Below are 14,204 nucleotides of genomic sequence, written 5' to 3' on the forward strand. Positions count from 1 at the left end.
AGGCTTTCAAGACTCGGTTAACAATTTGTAATATTCCTTGTTGACACCCTTACAAAACAAAGAAAAAACTGAAATCAAGTCAGGATAAGGGTTGGAGTGCTTACTGCAAAAATTGTTAAGAAAGATCCCTATAAGGGATAGTTATCAAGGGGGGCAGGGGGGATCGAACCTAAAATCCATTTTTAATTTAATTATAACCATCTACTTAACTGATGTCTCGATCTGTGATAAGATACGCAGCAATTCTTGTCCAGAAAAGTTATGAATAGGAAATCTGATCGTTTTGATTTAATGGCATTAATTGCCATTGCTGTTTTTTTCCTAGGGATCGTTTTCTGGAAAGTCCCGCTTGATTATCCCTATATAGTTAATTTTGATGAAGCGGTGGCTCTGGTACTTGCCTACGTCACCAAACAAGGTTATCGTCTCTACGAACAAGTTTGGCACGATCATTTATCGGGTTTATCTCTTTTACTAAATGGTTGGTTAAGCGTGACAGGATTTACTATCCATGCGGCGCGCATTATGGTGCTTTCTTTGTCCACAATTATGTTAGGAATTTTTTATCTAATTCTGAGAGTTAATTGCGGAATATTAGCCTCTTGTTTATCAGTATTCATTCTCTCAACCTGTCCAGTGTATATTAACCTGTCAACGACAATGTTGCGGGAATTACCCTCACTTTTTTTTACAATCTTAAGTATTTTTATGATCTTTAAAGCCGTTCAATTCATGGGTAAGCTTAAGTATGGACTCTATTTAGTCAGTGCCATTGCTTTTGTTTTTTCCCTGCAAATTAAACTTGCAGGCATTACTATTATCCCAACTGTAGCTTTAATTATTTTTCTTAATCAACAGAATAGTTTTATTAAAAGAATCATTGATATTATTATTTGGTCAGTCGCTGTTATTTTAGTCTTTGTCTTGGGTTCCCTGACTATTTTTCCTTTTTCCTACGAAAATGTTATTAAATCTCATGTCAGTGTTGCCGCTAGTTTCGCTCAAGACAATCTCACCTTATGGACTCTCTTACAAAGCGCCCTACAGTACGAACCAATTTATCTAATCGTCACAGCGATAGCTATTATAGCGATGGTTTTTACTCGCAACATAATACCACTTTTACCGCCCTTGGTCTGGTTAGGTTCTAATCTGTTCAGATTTGCTACAGTCGCCCCAATTTGGCCTCATTATTATATCCATTTAATTATTCCCGCCGTTTGGATAATTGCCTTGTTTGTCGAACAGTTAAAAATTACTGATAGCCTCGGAGAATTTAGGCAAAATCGAAAAATAACCCAGAAATTAGTTCTCAAAATGCTAATTTTTCTACCCCTGTCTGGTCAATTTCTCTTTAATACCTTAAGAATAATCACCAATCGTGATCCTGGAATTAATGCCTACGTTCAATATAATAAAAAGTATAAACCTCTTTTAGCAGAAGCTGTGTTTGAAAAATTTAAAAACTCCGATAAACTTCTGTTAACCGATAATCCTCACTACATATATAAATATTTCTTGAAAACACCCCCAGAAACGGCTGTCATCACCAGAAAGAGATTTCTCAATCAGAATCTCGATGGGGATTTTATCCTAGAAGTTATTGAAAAAAGACAGCCAGATTTGGTTTTCCTCTATCGATTTGAAAAGGAATTTCTGCAATCACCAAAACTCAAGGATTATCTAGAGAAAAACTATATCCAGTTCCCCGACCAGCAAGAAAAAGGAACTCTCTTTATCAGTCCAAAAACTTGGCAAGAATATCAAAGTAAGGCTAATTAGAAATTGTGGACGGGGATTATTAACGTTTTTTCTTTTTTACCGGTTTTTGAGCCACTTTTCGAGAACTTTTGTAGGCAGATCCGATCCAATCACTACAACTATGACTCATCGCTCCTAATTCTAAACCTAGGAAAATAGCGCTCGCTACCCGGGGATACTGTTGCCATAATGCGATCGCTTGCTGCGGCCACAGTCGCCAATCCCAGTCTATACCCCAGAAACTTTGCAGGATCGGAATGATCACGATCGCCGCTAGTAAAAGAAAACTACCAAGATAAAATAACCGAAAAATTGTGCCGATCAATAAACCGTGGGATAACCAACCGCGATGACGGATCATAGAACGATAGGGTAGCCACAACCAGCGCAGATAACCCCAACGTTTGTATTGTACCGAGTGGATGTCAAGATCTGGCCCAAACAGGAATCCGCTAAACAAATAACTGGCCAAGAGTAACAGGGTTAATTTACCACTGCCACTGACCAAAAAACTCGCCCCCGCAATCGGTAGCAGCAAAATTAGGGTAATGCGATCGTGAGTTCGACCAGAGGGCATCGGAAAAAAATTAACTCGCTCAAAAAAATAATATACTTTTTTGAAAATATATGTTATGCTGAGAAAGTACGAAATTAATTCGGGCGTTTAGCTCAGTGGTAGAGCGCCTGCCTTACAAGCAGGATGCCGTAAGTTCGACCCTTACAACGCCCATTTTATTAGATTCTTGCCTTGTCAAGCTTTCACTCCCGATCGCAGGTTGAGATTAAAACTATTGAGGGTAATTGCTGCTGGAACGGGAAATAGGGACTATTTGCTAGTAAGCTAGTCAGTAGGTACTAGGATTAATTCATCGCGGCACACCGGTTATATGGCCAATTGGAAATGTATTAAAAATTGTGGAGCTTGTTGTCAACTAAATCCCGATGAGCGTCCTGACTTAGAAGAATATCTGACTCCCGCACAATTAACTCAATATCTCAGCATGGTGGGGGAAGGGGGTTGGTGTATAAACTTTGATCGCCAAACCCGTCTCTGTACCATTTATGACCAGAGACCAGAATTTTGTCGTGTTCAACCCGATATTTTTGCCAAAATGTATCAAATTGCACCGGGAGAATTCGATCAATTTGCGATCGATTGTTGTCATGAACACATTGAGGATCTTTATGGGGAAGATAGCCTAGAAATGAATATCTATCGTCAGCAAGTAGGCTAAGATTTACCCCTATCCCAGAAATAACTCAGACGGAGGAGAAAATAAGTGGTCTGGTTAGGCTCTTCTAGGTTCTCGATGGCTAAATCAGTAAAATTACGGAATTGATTGTTTCCCTGTTGAGGATAAGTCTATAGGAAACTCAAAACCTCTAGGGGTGCAGAGTTTGAGTTCAGGACAGGGAAAAACTATCATGAAAAAACCAGAAAAACAGCGCCGCAGACGCGGGGTTATCCTCACCTCCACGGGACTAGAAAAAATACTTACTGCTAAACAAGAAGCGGAATATCGGGATAACCGTGGTCATCGTTTCACCCTAGAAGTCCTCAGCGAGAAAACTCTTTTAGGGGTAGATACTCTGATGAAGGTATTTGCTTGTGAATCGGGAGTGGATAAACAAACCCTAAAACATTGTTTTCAGGCTTTTAATTTAACTCTAGAAAATAGCGATTATTATCGTCCTAACTTACCAGAAACTGATACTATTAATCCTCAACTATTGCCTGAGTTACCAGAGGGACAAGTCCCCCTCAATTCCCCCTTTTATATTAACAGAAACAATCTGGAACAGACTTGTTATCAAGAGGTCTTGCGCGGGGGTAGTCTGATCCGGATTAATGCGGCCAGAAAAATGGGAAAAACTTCCCTGATAACCAGAATTATTAATTATGCACAACAACAGCAATACCATACAATTTATTTCAGTTTTCGGTTAGCAGAAAGCTCAATTTTTCAAGATTTAAATCACTGGATGCGTTGGCTTTGTGTTAGTATTAGTCGTCAGTTAGATTTAGATAATCATCTCCCACAGGATTGGGATGAATTCTTAGGGTGTAAAATTAACTGTAAAATCTATCTAGAAAAGCATATTCTCTCCCATCTCGATCGACCTTTAGTGATTGCCTTTGATGATCTTGAATATCTTTTCCCCTATCCACAGCTAAGGGAAGAATTTTTTAGTATTCTGCACCTCTGGCACGAGGAAGGCAAAAACAAACCCCTCTGGCAAAAATTACGTTTAATTGTTGCCTATTCCCCTGCACAGGAGCTTGATAAAACCTCAGATACCTATCAATCTCCTTTTAGTCTTGGTTTACCGATCGAATTGCCTAATTTTACCAGCGCACAAGTACGAGAATTAAGTCAAAGACAGGGATTAGATCAGAATTTTGACTCCGAAAAATTACGGATATTTCTAGGGGGTAATCCCTATTTAATTCGTCTTGCTTGCTATCATATTGTTCGGGGTGATTGTACCCTAGAAACCATTCTAGCTACTTCTATCGGCGAGGAAAATAATATTTTTGCAGACCATCTTAAACGTTTACTTTCGCATCTGCAATACTTAAAGGGCAATTTAGCGGCTATCTTTGCTAAGGTGGTGATGGCAGAAAAAGACATAGAAATTGATTTAATGGCAGCTTTTCACCTAGAAAGTCTCGGACTAATTCACCGACAAGGTAAGTTTTGCCGAGTCAGTTGTCCTCTCTACCGTCAATATTTTAGCGAATATTTCCGGCAACGTTCTGTTTTTTTGCCTCGAAAAACTTCTATCTTCGCCAAAAAAATTACGCTTGCTCACTTTGATACTTCCGAAAAAAGTCGCTATGCCATCTAGTTTATCGAATGTCATTATGAGGGAGTGATACTAAATACTGTTTAAAAAGTATAGGAGAGTGGCAAGGGGGTTTTTAAAGTTCGAGTGGGATAGGCTTGTAGTTCCTGTGTTTTACGAATAAAACTTTTCGTACTCATCATGATCGCCAATCCAAAACCAGGTCACTGTATCCCCTGACAGCACTCCCAAAGCTCGATGACTCTTCGTTACACGCACTGACCAAATATCTTCGTCGCTGTCAATACACTTAAAATGTAACGATGGATGAAACGGATTCTCTACCCATAACCGATATGCTTTCTTGGCTCCGGCTTTGACTGCTGGTTTCAAGTCGCGATACTTCTGCCAAAATGAGGGCAATGTCGCGGAATTCATAGCTGCTCATAATCCATCGGTGCGGACAATCCTGCCGCAATATCTTCTTTGGCTTTCCGTGCTGCTGCGACTAGATTATTCTTCGTCTGTTTAAACGACTGATCCCATCGTTTTTCTTCTTCAATTTCTGCAATATAAGCTCGAACATACTCTACTAACTGCTCTTGAAGCTCATCAGGCAGAGACTCAACCATCTTGATGATCGTGGTAATAGCAGGAGAGGGCATGGTATCTATCAGCGCAGTAGGTTTTCTCTATTCTACAACGTCCACCGCAAACCCAAAATGATATGATCTTTGTTTCCTCTGTGTCTGGAGTGGTTTTTATTAATGAGCCTTGCTCAAAACCAAACAATTCATAATTGAAGAGCGAGGTATTTATGGGTAAAGAAGAAGAACTACTTGAACAATGGCGAGAACTGACACCGGAAAAGCAACAAAAAGTTTTACAATTTGTTCAAACACTGAAATCTAAGTCAGAAACAACAGCACCAATTAATTAGGAGTCTAACCCATGAGCGGCCCCACCATCGAAACCGATTTAGGAAAAATCCTAGACCAGATTAATCAGAATCTTAAAGAGACCAATCAGAAGCTAGACGCGCTCCAGAAAGATGTCACAGAGATCAGGATTGTTCAAGTCAGATTCGAGGCCGAAGTAAAGGGAGATCTCAAGGCATTACAGGGAGAATTCAACACCTTACAAGGTGATTTAAAAGAGATTAAAGGCTCCCAGAAAGCCCAAATTTGGGCATTAATCACCATCTTGGCAACAGCAGTTATCGGAACTGTCATCCGCTTTGTCATCACTGTTCCCCCTGTTAGCAACCCCTAACTTCCACTGCCGGGGAACAGGCTTCTGGTTCCTGTTTGATATTCAGGTAGAATTAATGATAGAATTGGTGCGTTACGGCGGATTGTTAATTTTGGTTTTTTGACGGGATTTGTGACCGCCTAAGGGAGCCTACACATCTTCTCTCAATGAGATCATCAATTTTTTTTAGGTACTTAATCAAATTTCTCCAGATGATTTATGAGTATCCTCTACTGTCTCAATCCCGAATGTTCCCATCCTCAAAATCCGACTCATTATAGCTATTGTCAAGGATGTGGCGGAAATTTAAGCCAAACTAGCCAATCATATTCTTTTCATAGCCGTTATCTCATTGTCGGAGTATTAGGCGAAGGCGCATTCGGTAGAACTTATAAAGCTAAGGACTTGAATTTTAATCGCAAACCCCGGGTTATTAAAAAATTTATTGCTCAAATGCAGGGAGCTGCTCTGGAGAAGTCTAAGGAGTTATTTCAAAGAGAAGCGGAAAAATTAGACGAATTAAAACACGAACAAATTCCCACCGTTTATGATTATTTCTCTCAGGGGAACTCCCTCTATTTAGTGCAGGAGTTTATTGAAGGAGAAACCCTGCTTCAAGAGTATCAAAGAGAAGGAAGATTTAGTGAACAGAAAATCAAGGAAATATTACAGCAATTATTACCAGTCCTTGTCTATCTCCATTCTAAAGGATTGATCCATCGTGACATCAAACCGGATAATCTGATGCGTCGTCGGAGTGACGGTAAATTGATGTTAATTGATTTTGGGGGAATTAAAGAGCAAACCTCCCAAATGGGGACAGGTTTATATACTCCGGGTTATGCTGCTTATGAACATATCATGGGCAGTGCAGTCGCCGCTAGTGATTTATATAGTTTAGCCGCTACCTGTGTCCGTTTATTAACAGGATGTTTCCCCCAAAGTAACAGTAATTTGCCTGATTCGGTCTATGATGTGAATCAGCGGCGATGGTTATGGCAATCGGTATTAAAATCGCAAAAAAGATCAATTAGTGATTTTTTAGCGAATCTCCTCAACAAGATGTTAGAAGATAAGTCTAGTCAGCGCTATCAATCAGCTTCAGAAGTTCTGACAGTGTTGAATAATCCTCCTTCAAGTAGAACTGTAGTACAACCTCCCCCCGTTTCACCTCCTCCTCAGAGAAAAATTAAGAATCCATCAGGAATAACTAGACGTAAATGGCTATATAACGGCATTGGGATGATTGTATTTGGGGGGGTGATCGGACTAGCAATTTACAGTATAGGCAATTATAATTTAGGAGATAATCAAGGGGCGATTGCGGATCAAAATCAAGCGATCAAACTCAATTCTGACGATGCTGTAGCCTACAATAATCGCGGAATTGCTAAGTCTGATTTAGGAGATAAGCAAGGGGCGATTGCCGACTACAATCAAGCGATTAAACTCAATCCTGACTATGCTTATGCCTACAATAATCGCGGAATTGCTAAGTCTGATTTAGGAGATAAGCAAGGGGCGATTGCCGACTACAATCAAGCGATTAAACTCAATCCTGACTATGCTGATGCCTACTATAGTCGCGGTTTAATATACAAAGAATTAAATGACAATGAAAAGGCAATTAAGGATTTTCGCCAAGCAACAAAACTTTATCAACAACAAAATAATCAAACCTGGTATCAAAACTCTCTGGATAGACTAAAAGAATTAGGTGTTTCCAATTAAATTATTGTAGGGAGTTAACACCGTTAAGTAGCTTGTAGGGTGCGTTAGGCGCGTACTTAAAGGAAATTTGTTAATAATTAAACTATGATCGCGCCGTAACGCACCATCTTAAGAAAATTGGTGCGTTACGCTATCACTAACGCACCCTACTGGACTGTTTCAGCTAATTTGGTGTATTAGAAAAATGCTATAAATTCTATAATCTAAGACTTTAAGCCGAAATCTATTGCCCTATTTTAGTTGAAACAGTCCACTACAAGAGCCGCTACTGTGTCTGGAGTGGTTTTTATTATGATTATTTAACTGCTACCGAATATCCCCCCGCAGTAATCTCTCCCTAGTAACAGGTTTCTAGTTCCTGTTTGATATTCAGGCAGAATGAATGATATAATTGGTGCGTGGGGTGTGGCTCTCTCGTGCAAAAGCTTGTTACCTGTAGGATATAACGATCTCAGGTCTTTTGTCAAGTCTAATTTGAGGGATTTTGCTCCCGTAAACATCAGCTTTTGGGGAACTCGATACTTAACGATGTTGATGTCTATTATCGCGGAATTTCTAAGTTTAATTTAGGGGATAAACAAGGGGCGATCGCATAATTCTTTTCAACGAGGTTATGAGATATCCAGCAATTCGATACCCATCACCATCACCTGATTACATTTATTGATTTTTCATCGCATACTATTTCAAAAGAAACGTGCCAAAGACAAAAATCATCTTTTATCAAGAAGCAGAAGGCATCTCACCCGTTGTTGAGTGGCTTCAGAAATTACTCAAAACTGATAAAAAAGGATTTGCCAAATGTATAACCAAAATCGAACAACTTGCCGCACAAGGTCATGAACTGCGCCGCCCTGCTGCCGATTATCTCAGAAATGATATCTGGGAGCTTAGAGCCAAACAGGGAACCATACAATATCGAATCCTCTATTTTTATCATGGTCAAAATATAGCAATTATTGGTCATGCTCTTATCAAAAAAACTTCCGCCGTTCCCTCACAAGACATCGAGAGAATTATCCAAAGAAAAGCACAATTTAAACAAAATCCAGAACTTCATACTTATCAAGGAGAAATAAACAATGCCTAAAACCACAGATGCCGTAAAAATCATTCACCAAATGATTGCAGACGATCCCACAATCAAAGAACAAATTGCCCTAGAATCCCTCAACTCAGAAATCGCACAATTGATTTATGACGCTCGTATGAATGCTGGATTAACTCAACAACAACTAGCCGACCTAATCCATGTTGAGCAATCCGTTATTGAAGATCTAGAAGACGCTGACTATCAAGACAATCCCCTAATAATGCTACAAAAAATTGCCACTGCCCTTAATCAACGAGTCAAAATGAGCCTTGTTAGTAGCTTGTAGGGTGCGTGTTTGCGCGTATTTAAAGGAGATTTGTTAATAATTAAACTATGATCGCGCCGTAACGCAGCATCTTAAGAAAATTGGTGTGTTACGCTATCACTAACGCACCCGACAAGAGCCGCTACTGTGTCTGGAGTGGTTTTTATTATGATTATTTAACTGCTACCGAATATCCCCCCCGCAGTAATCTCTCCCTAGTAACAGGTTTCTAGTTCCTGTTTGATATTCAGGTAGAATGAATGATATAATTGGTGCGTGGGGCGTGGCTCTCTCGTTTAAAAGCTTGTTACCTGTAAAATATAACAATCTCAGGTCTTTTGTCAAGTCTAATTTTAGGGGTTTTGCTCATGTAAACATCAGCTTTTGGGGAACTCGATACTTGACACTATTTAATTTATCATTTGTTAGAAAACTCACATATATAAAAGCTTTAATATGCCAAAAATACAACTTATTTTTTACCAAGATGAAAGAGGTAATATACCAATTATAGAATGGCTTGATAGTCTTCCTGGCAAAGCTCAAAACAAATGCTTTATCAAATTACAAAGACTGGCAGAACTAGGATATGAATTACGCAGACCAGAAGCAGACTTTTTGCGGGACAAAATTTATGAATTGAGAGTTAATTTTAAAAGAATAAATTATAGAATTCTTTATTTCTTTTATAAAAACAAAGCTGTGGTCATTTCTCATGGTATAATTAAAGAAAAAGAAGTTCTACCACTGGAAATCGAGCAAGCAATTAAAAACAAAGCTAAATTTGAAAAAAATCCCGAATTACACACCTATTTTCAGGAGTTGATATGAATACACACCAAACGACAGCCGATGGCTTACAAATTCTTTACCAACGTTATTATGCTAATAATCCAGAACGTCAATTAGAATTAGAAAAGGCTCGTATTGATGACGAAGTAGCCAGAAAAATATTTAAGATTAAGGAAACACATCATCTTTCAACAAAAGCTTTAGCAGAATTAATTAATACTGATGAATCTATTATTGAAGCCTTAGAAAATGCTGACTATGAAGGAAACTCTTTTTTGTTGCTAAATCTCATCGCTACAGCCCTAAAAATAAAGGTTAAATTTGAATTAGTTTCAGCCTAATTGTTTCAGTAATTTGCTACAATGAGAATAAGCTGTCGCGCATTTAAACAATGACAATGATAAACCTAGAAACAATTGAAGAAGATATTGCGTCCCTTCCCCCCGACGCACAACAGACTATTCTTGAACTTGTAGATATTCTCAAAAAACGATATTCTCCCAACCCACAGGAAATGAAAGAGCAGCGAACAGAAGATTGGTCTGACTTTATCGGTTGTATAGAAGCTGAACCAGACCTTTCTTTTGAATTATGAATTATGAATTATCAAAAAGAATAGAAGAAACAAATAGATATTCGGGAACGTTGTTTTGAGTATGCACTGCGAGCAATTAAACTTTATCAATCAACAATAATTTGAGAAAATGAACCAAAAAACTTACCAACTAACCTTAAACTTTGACCAGATTTTAGATTTGGTTAAACAACTCCCAGAAAGTGACAAAATAAAACTCAGTAAAGAACTCGAAAAAGAAACTTTAAATCAAAAATTAACCCAACTTCTAGAAACTTTTAAAACTGATGAGCTTTCCTTAGAGACAATTACCGAAGAAGTGGAGGAAGTTAGGGCTGAAATTTATGGACAACAAGCCACCAATTAAAGTTATTATTGATACTAACCTTTGGATTAGCTTTCTTATTGGTAAACAGTTAGCCAAAACTCTTCTGCCGATTTTTTCTCCACAGCTACTTAATGAGATTAACCTTGTTACCAAAAGACCAAAATTACAAAAGCATTTTCCCCAAAGTAAAGTTCAAGAGTTACTTGAGCTTGTAAACATAATTGGGTTATGTATTGAAACTAAATCAAAAATTAATATCTGTAGAAACGCTAAAGATAACTACCTTTTAGCCTTAGCCAAAGATAGTCAAGCTGACTTTTTAATTACAGGCGATCAAGATTTATTAATTTTGCAACAATTTGGAATAACTAAATAAGACTTTTAGACTTTTTGTCAATCAAAAAGTACCAAATATGGGAGTGATCGGGTGGAAAATTCAGGGACTTTTTCCCTGAAAATTAGGTAATTGACCCCCTCAAAATCGGTAAAACCCTACACCCCACACCCCACACCCCACACCCTACCCCCACGAAAAACTTTTTCAGCAAGCCCTAATTAAATTATGATCGCGCCGTAACGCACCATCTTAATTTGTAGGGTGCGTTAATGTTCTCGGTTCTTCTCTTTTTCTCACCTAACGGCTGGTCGATTTTTTTGAGAAAATTGAGTTAATAATCTCTAGGTTGAGTTAAGGTTTGTAGTTGCGCTTTAGCACCAAGTTCTAGGTAAAATCGGGCTAGAGCATCGACATTGCTTGTCATCCCAAGACTGGCCCGACTTACCCTTACTGTTCTTTGTGGCGAGAAAAAGCCAGATCAGCAGTCTCGATTACCTTTAATAGCTGTTCAATGCGGTTTTCCGTTGGGGGGGCCAAACAGGGAAAAACGGCTAAACCGGGGATTTGATTGGCTACCTCGGTGACAGCCACATCAAGGGTGACTAGGGGTAAATTAGCGAGGGTTTCCGACTCGCTCAAGGTTTGCAGATAAGAGTATAAATCTTCTGCGATCGAACTATCAATTAAGATAGCGTCCACCTCCCAGACAGTGGCTAAAAGTTCCGCCTGTTCGCAACTATCGGCCTCGATAAAACGATAATTCTCCCGGACTAATTGATTATTCCAAATCCAGCTAAAGGAAGATAAATCGGAGAAATTGGGGGCATAATGACCGTGTAAACGCAGCAGAGTCGGAGCAGTGCGCCGTTTGCGGCTAGGAACAGGGGAAACGGTCAGATTTAGGCAAGCTTGCAGGGCAGCCGAGGTGATTGGTGGAACCAGAAAACTATCGGCCCCTTGCTGTTGACTGCGGTTGCGCTCGGAATCGGCGGCGGTGACAATAACTTTTATATCTTTGGTTTGGGGATGGGATTTCAGCAGCGTTAACACATCCCAACCGGACAAGAGGGGTAGATTGGGATTGAGAAAAACACAACGGGGTTTTAACTGCCGGGCTTTTTCGATCGCCTCAGTGCCGCTACGGGCGATAATGGCTTTTAATCCCAATTCACTCAAGCGATCGACAAACTGTTCGATCACTTGGGGATTAGCTTCCACCACCAACACCAGACGCTGGGGAGTAGCGGACTCCTGCTCGGCACCTTGGGGATGAACCGGCAGTAGTAAAGTAAATTCACTACCTTCCCGAGCTTTGGAGACAAAAGATAGATCGCCACCGTGACAGCGTGCTAATTTTTGGCTGAGGACCAAACCTAAACCTGCGCCCTCAAATTGACGGGTGAAAGGACTTTCTAGCTGTTGGAATTTCTGAAAAATCAGATGCTGGGATTCTTCCGGAATACCGATTCCCGTATCCCAGACGGTAAAAGCCAGCCAATTTTCCCAAAGATTGACTTTAATGCCCAAATTACCGCCATCAACGGTAAATTTTACCGCATTATCTAACAAATGCACTAACATCTGTTGTAAACGGGCCTCATCGGCCAGAACATAGTCTAACCCCGATTCGATGTCAAGACGATAGCTGCTGGGGAGATCGAGACGTTGGGGATACTTATCGACGATGATATCGTACACCCGTTGACAGAGGCGATCGATTTTGACTCTAGATAAAGTTAATTGTAGTTGTCCTGTCTCTAGGCGGGTTAAATCGAGGAGATCATTAACCAAAGCCATCAACTGACGACCGCTGCGATAGATTAAATCGGCATATTTGGACTGTCGGGGGTTAAGTTCACCGATTTTTTGTTCCAGGAGCAGACTGGAGAGACCGATAACGGCGGTGAGGGGCGATTTAAACTCATGGCTAACACAGGCGAGAAATTCATCCTTAAGACGATTTAAATGGACTAGATCGGCATTTTTAACCGCTAATTCCTGACAATATTGCTGTTGTTCGGTGATATCGGTGGCTAACAGTAACCATAGTCCTGAAGCTTTCTCGATCAAAGGATAATTATCCGTTAAATTTAACGGCACGGATAACAGGCGCCAAGTCTTAGTTAAACCCGATGTCAGCGTTTCCAGACGCTGGGGAAACAGGGGGGGAGTGGGGGATGGGAGGGTTAGGGGGTCATTAACTAAAGCCAAGGCAGAGTTATCGATATTAGCGGGGAAAGCTGCCCCGATTTGTTGACACCAAGCCTGATTTTGGTATAAAATCCCTGCTTCTGGACTGTAGAGCAGCAGCGGCAGCGGTAATTGTTCCAGAAATTCCAGAGGACGATCGCTGCGGGGGGGGATGCGATCGCTGATGCGGAGCCGCGGGGGGGGATCATCGAGAATCGAACGCCCGAGACAAAATTGGAGAAGTTTGCCCGTGTCTAAGCGTCCTAACAGTTTCCCCTGAGCATCGACTAAAATAGGGGCTTTTGCGATCGCTTCTCCCGTCAGGGTGGCCAGAAATTCACTCACGGCCATGCGCGAGTTAAGAGGGATAATCGGACGCAGCCAACCGCTCAGATCCAGACAGTTGGGGGAGGGGTTTCTGGTTTCGGGGTACTGTTGTTGATAGAGGAGGTAAGCAATCAGGGCTTGACTCTCAATCAGTCCTAGGGGACAATACCTCTCATCCACCACCACGATCGCTTCTGGATTGCCCGTGTTAATTAAATCGCAAAGACTGGCCCTGTCAATAATTAATTCACAGGCAGTGACGGATTGATTAAAGTGATGGAGACTGAGGGTAACGCTAGGCATGGGGATAATTAGGGGGCGGTGGCGGTAGCTTTAGGGCATAATTAGGGTTTGCGGCAAAAAGTTTTTCGGTGGGGGCAGGGTGTAGGGTGTAGGGTATAGGGTTTTACCGATTTTCAGGTGGTCAATTACCTAATTTTCAGGGCAAAAGTCCCTGAATTTTCCCCCTGATCACTCCCATCCCCGGCACTTTTGGATTTCAAAAAGGTCTAAAAGTCTTATCCAACAAGGTTTTTAGATTTATTCAGCCAGCCCTAATTAACAAACTGATGGCCAAACTATTAGTCGTCCTAGAACTTGAATTTATCTTGATTATGACGCTCGCTCATCTAGAGAACCGCTCCATTGATTACAATTAACTACGATACCTACTGCCAAAAAGCAAAGTTAACCTTTAACTTCCCTTAGCTGATGGCGGGGGGTTGTCTTCTCAACAGAGAAAGCCTAACCTATTGTTTGTCAATTTCT

17 protein-coding genes and 1 tRNA gene are annotated in these 14,204 nt (G+C 40.5%); 14 read left to right on the top strand and 4 right to left on the bottom strand.

The annotated features are described in order from the left end of the window. Positions 1 to 261: 261 nt before the first annotated feature. Positions 262 to 1,782 (top strand): ArnT family glycosyltransferase, encoded by a 1,521-nt coding sequence (locus IM507_RS18125; protein WP_002734097.1) that lies wholly within the window; start codon positions 262 to 264, stop codon positions 1,780 to 1,782. A gap of 19 nt (positions 1,783 to 1,801) precedes the next feature. Here IM507_RS18125 and IM507_RS18130 read toward each other — a convergent pair whose 3' ends face one another. Then, positions 1,802 to 2,338, bottom strand: a complete 537-nt coding sequence (locus IM507_RS18130) for a metal-binding protein (protein ID WP_287637475.1) — start codon at positions 2,336 to 2,338, stop codon at positions 1,802 to 1,804. Between the two features lie 81 nt (positions 2,339 to 2,419). Between IM507_RS18130 and IM507_RS18135 the strand changes: the two genes are divergently transcribed. The 3 genes from IM507_RS18135 to IM507_RS18145 all read left to right on the top strand — a co-directional run bounded on the left by IM507_RS18135 (position 2,420) and on the right by IM507_RS18145 (position 4,611). Next, a tRNA-Val gene (locus IM507_RS18135) sits at positions 2,420 to 2,491 on the top strand. A 157-nt stretch (positions 2,492 to 2,648) separates the two neighbouring features. Then, positions 2,649 to 2,996: a YkgJ family cysteine cluster protein gene (locus tag IM507_RS18140; protein WP_287637476.1), complete on the top strand. Its 348-nt coding sequence runs from the start codon at positions 2,649 to 2,651 to the stop codon at positions 2,994 to 2,996. A gap of 190 nt (positions 2,997 to 3,186) precedes the next feature. Further along, the gene (locus IM507_RS18145; protein ID WP_287637477.1) at positions 3,187 to 4,611 is read left to right on the top strand and encodes an AAA-like domain-containing protein; all 1,425 of its coding nucleotides are present in this window, start codon (positions 3,187 to 3,189) and stop codon (positions 4,609 to 4,611) included. A gap of 111 nt (positions 4,612 to 4,722) precedes the next feature. On the opposite strand, the gene IM507_RS18150 is transcribed toward IM507_RS18145, so the two are convergent. Together IM507_RS18150 and IM507_RS18155 are read right to left on the bottom strand one after the other, a co-directional pair. Next, positions 4,723 to 4,986, bottom strand: coding sequence for a ParE family toxin-like protein (locus tag IM507_RS18150; RefSeq protein WP_002734998.1), 264 nt, complete (start codon positions 4,984 to 4,986; stop codon positions 4,723 to 4,725). Continuing rightward, positions 4,983 to 5,213 (bottom strand): hypothetical protein, encoded by a 231-nt coding sequence (locus tag IM507_RS18155; protein WP_002733860.1) that lies wholly within the window; start codon positions 5,211 to 5,213, stop codon positions 4,983 to 4,985. Before IM507_RS18155 ends, IM507_RS18150 begins: the two co-directional genes overlap by 4 nt. 152 nt (positions 5,214 to 5,365) lie before the next feature. Here IM507_RS18155 and IM507_RS18160 point away from each other — a divergent pair, with 152 nt between their 5' ends. From IM507_RS18160 to IM507_RS18205, 10 genes are all read left to right on the top strand, one after another. Then, on the top strand, positions 5,366 to 5,488 hold the full coding sequence (locus tag IM507_RS18160; RefSeq protein WP_002796307.1) for a hypothetical protein: 123 nt from the start codon (positions 5,366 to 5,368) through the stop codon (positions 5,486 to 5,488). Positions 5,489 to 5,499: 11 nt separating this feature from the next. After that, positions 5,500 to 5,820, top strand: coding sequence for a hemolysin XhlA family protein (locus IM507_RS18165; RefSeq protein WP_002734355.1), 321 nt, complete (start codon positions 5,500 to 5,502; stop codon positions 5,818 to 5,820). Between the two features lie 198 nt (positions 5,821 to 6,018). Beyond that, entirely contained in the window at positions 6,019 to 7,530 is a 1,512-nt protein-coding gene (locus IM507_RS18170; protein ID WP_287637478.1) for a serine/threonine-protein kinase, read from the top strand. 697 nt (positions 7,531 to 8,227) lie between these two features. Continuing rightward, the gene (locus IM507_RS18175; RefSeq protein ID WP_002775262.1) at positions 8,228 to 8,620 is read left to right on the top strand and encodes a type II toxin-antitoxin system RelE/ParE family toxin; all 393 of its coding nucleotides are present in this window, start codon (positions 8,228 to 8,230) and stop codon (positions 8,618 to 8,620) included. Next, positions 8,613 to 8,909: a helix-turn-helix domain-containing protein gene (locus IM507_RS18180; protein ID WP_002731911.1), complete on the top strand. Its 297-nt coding sequence runs from the start codon at positions 8,613 to 8,615 to the stop codon at positions 8,907 to 8,909. Before IM507_RS18175 ends, IM507_RS18180 begins: the two co-directional genes overlap by 8 nt. 435 nt (positions 8,910 to 9,344) lie before the next feature. After that, positions 9,345 to 9,719 carry a type II toxin-antitoxin system RelE/ParE family toxin gene (locus IM507_RS18185; RefSeq protein ID WP_123230105.1) on the top strand — a complete coding sequence of 125 codons (375 nt, stop codon included), beginning with the start codon at positions 9,345 to 9,347 and terminating at the stop codon, positions 9,717 to 9,719. After that, positions 9,716 to 10,021, top strand: coding sequence for a helix-turn-helix domain-containing protein (locus IM507_RS18190; protein ID WP_002732780.1), 306 nt, complete (start codon positions 9,716 to 9,718; stop codon positions 10,019 to 10,021). Before IM507_RS18185 ends, IM507_RS18190 begins: the two co-directional genes overlap by 4 nt. Before the next feature lie 50 nt (positions 10,022 to 10,071). Next, positions 10,072 to 10,275: a hypothetical protein gene (locus tag IM507_RS18195; RefSeq protein WP_079205616.1), complete on the top strand. Its 204-nt coding sequence runs from the start codon at positions 10,072 to 10,074 to the stop codon at positions 10,273 to 10,275. Between the two features lie 109 nt (positions 10,276 to 10,384). Continuing rightward, positions 10,385 to 10,621, top strand: coding sequence for a type II toxin-antitoxin system VapB15 family antitoxin (gene vap15, locus IM507_RS18200; protein WP_069473938.1), 237 nt, complete (start codon positions 10,385 to 10,387; stop codon positions 10,619 to 10,621). Next, positions 10,599 to 10,958: a putative toxin-antitoxin system toxin component, PIN family gene (locus tag IM507_RS18205; protein ID WP_069473937.1), complete on the top strand. Its 360-nt coding sequence runs from the start codon at positions 10,599 to 10,601 to the stop codon at positions 10,956 to 10,958. Before vap15 ends, IM507_RS18205 begins: the two co-directional genes overlap by 23 nt. A 408-nt stretch (positions 10,959 to 11,366) precedes the next feature. Here the strand turns inward: IM507_RS18205 and IM507_RS18210 are convergent, their stop codons facing one another. Beyond that, the gene (locus IM507_RS18210; protein WP_123230104.1) at positions 11,367 to 13,739 is read right to left on the bottom strand and encodes an ATP-binding response regulator; all 2,373 of its coding nucleotides are present in this window, start codon (positions 13,737 to 13,739) and stop codon (positions 11,367 to 11,369) included. Positions 13,740 to 14,204 lie beyond the last annotated feature (465 nt).

It is taken from the genome of Microcystis sp. M20BS1 (assembly GCF_020245305.1).
Taxonomy (GTDB): domain Bacteria; phylum Cyanobacteriota; class Cyanobacteriia; order Cyanobacteriales; family Microcystaceae; genus Microcystis; species Microcystis ichthyoblabe_A.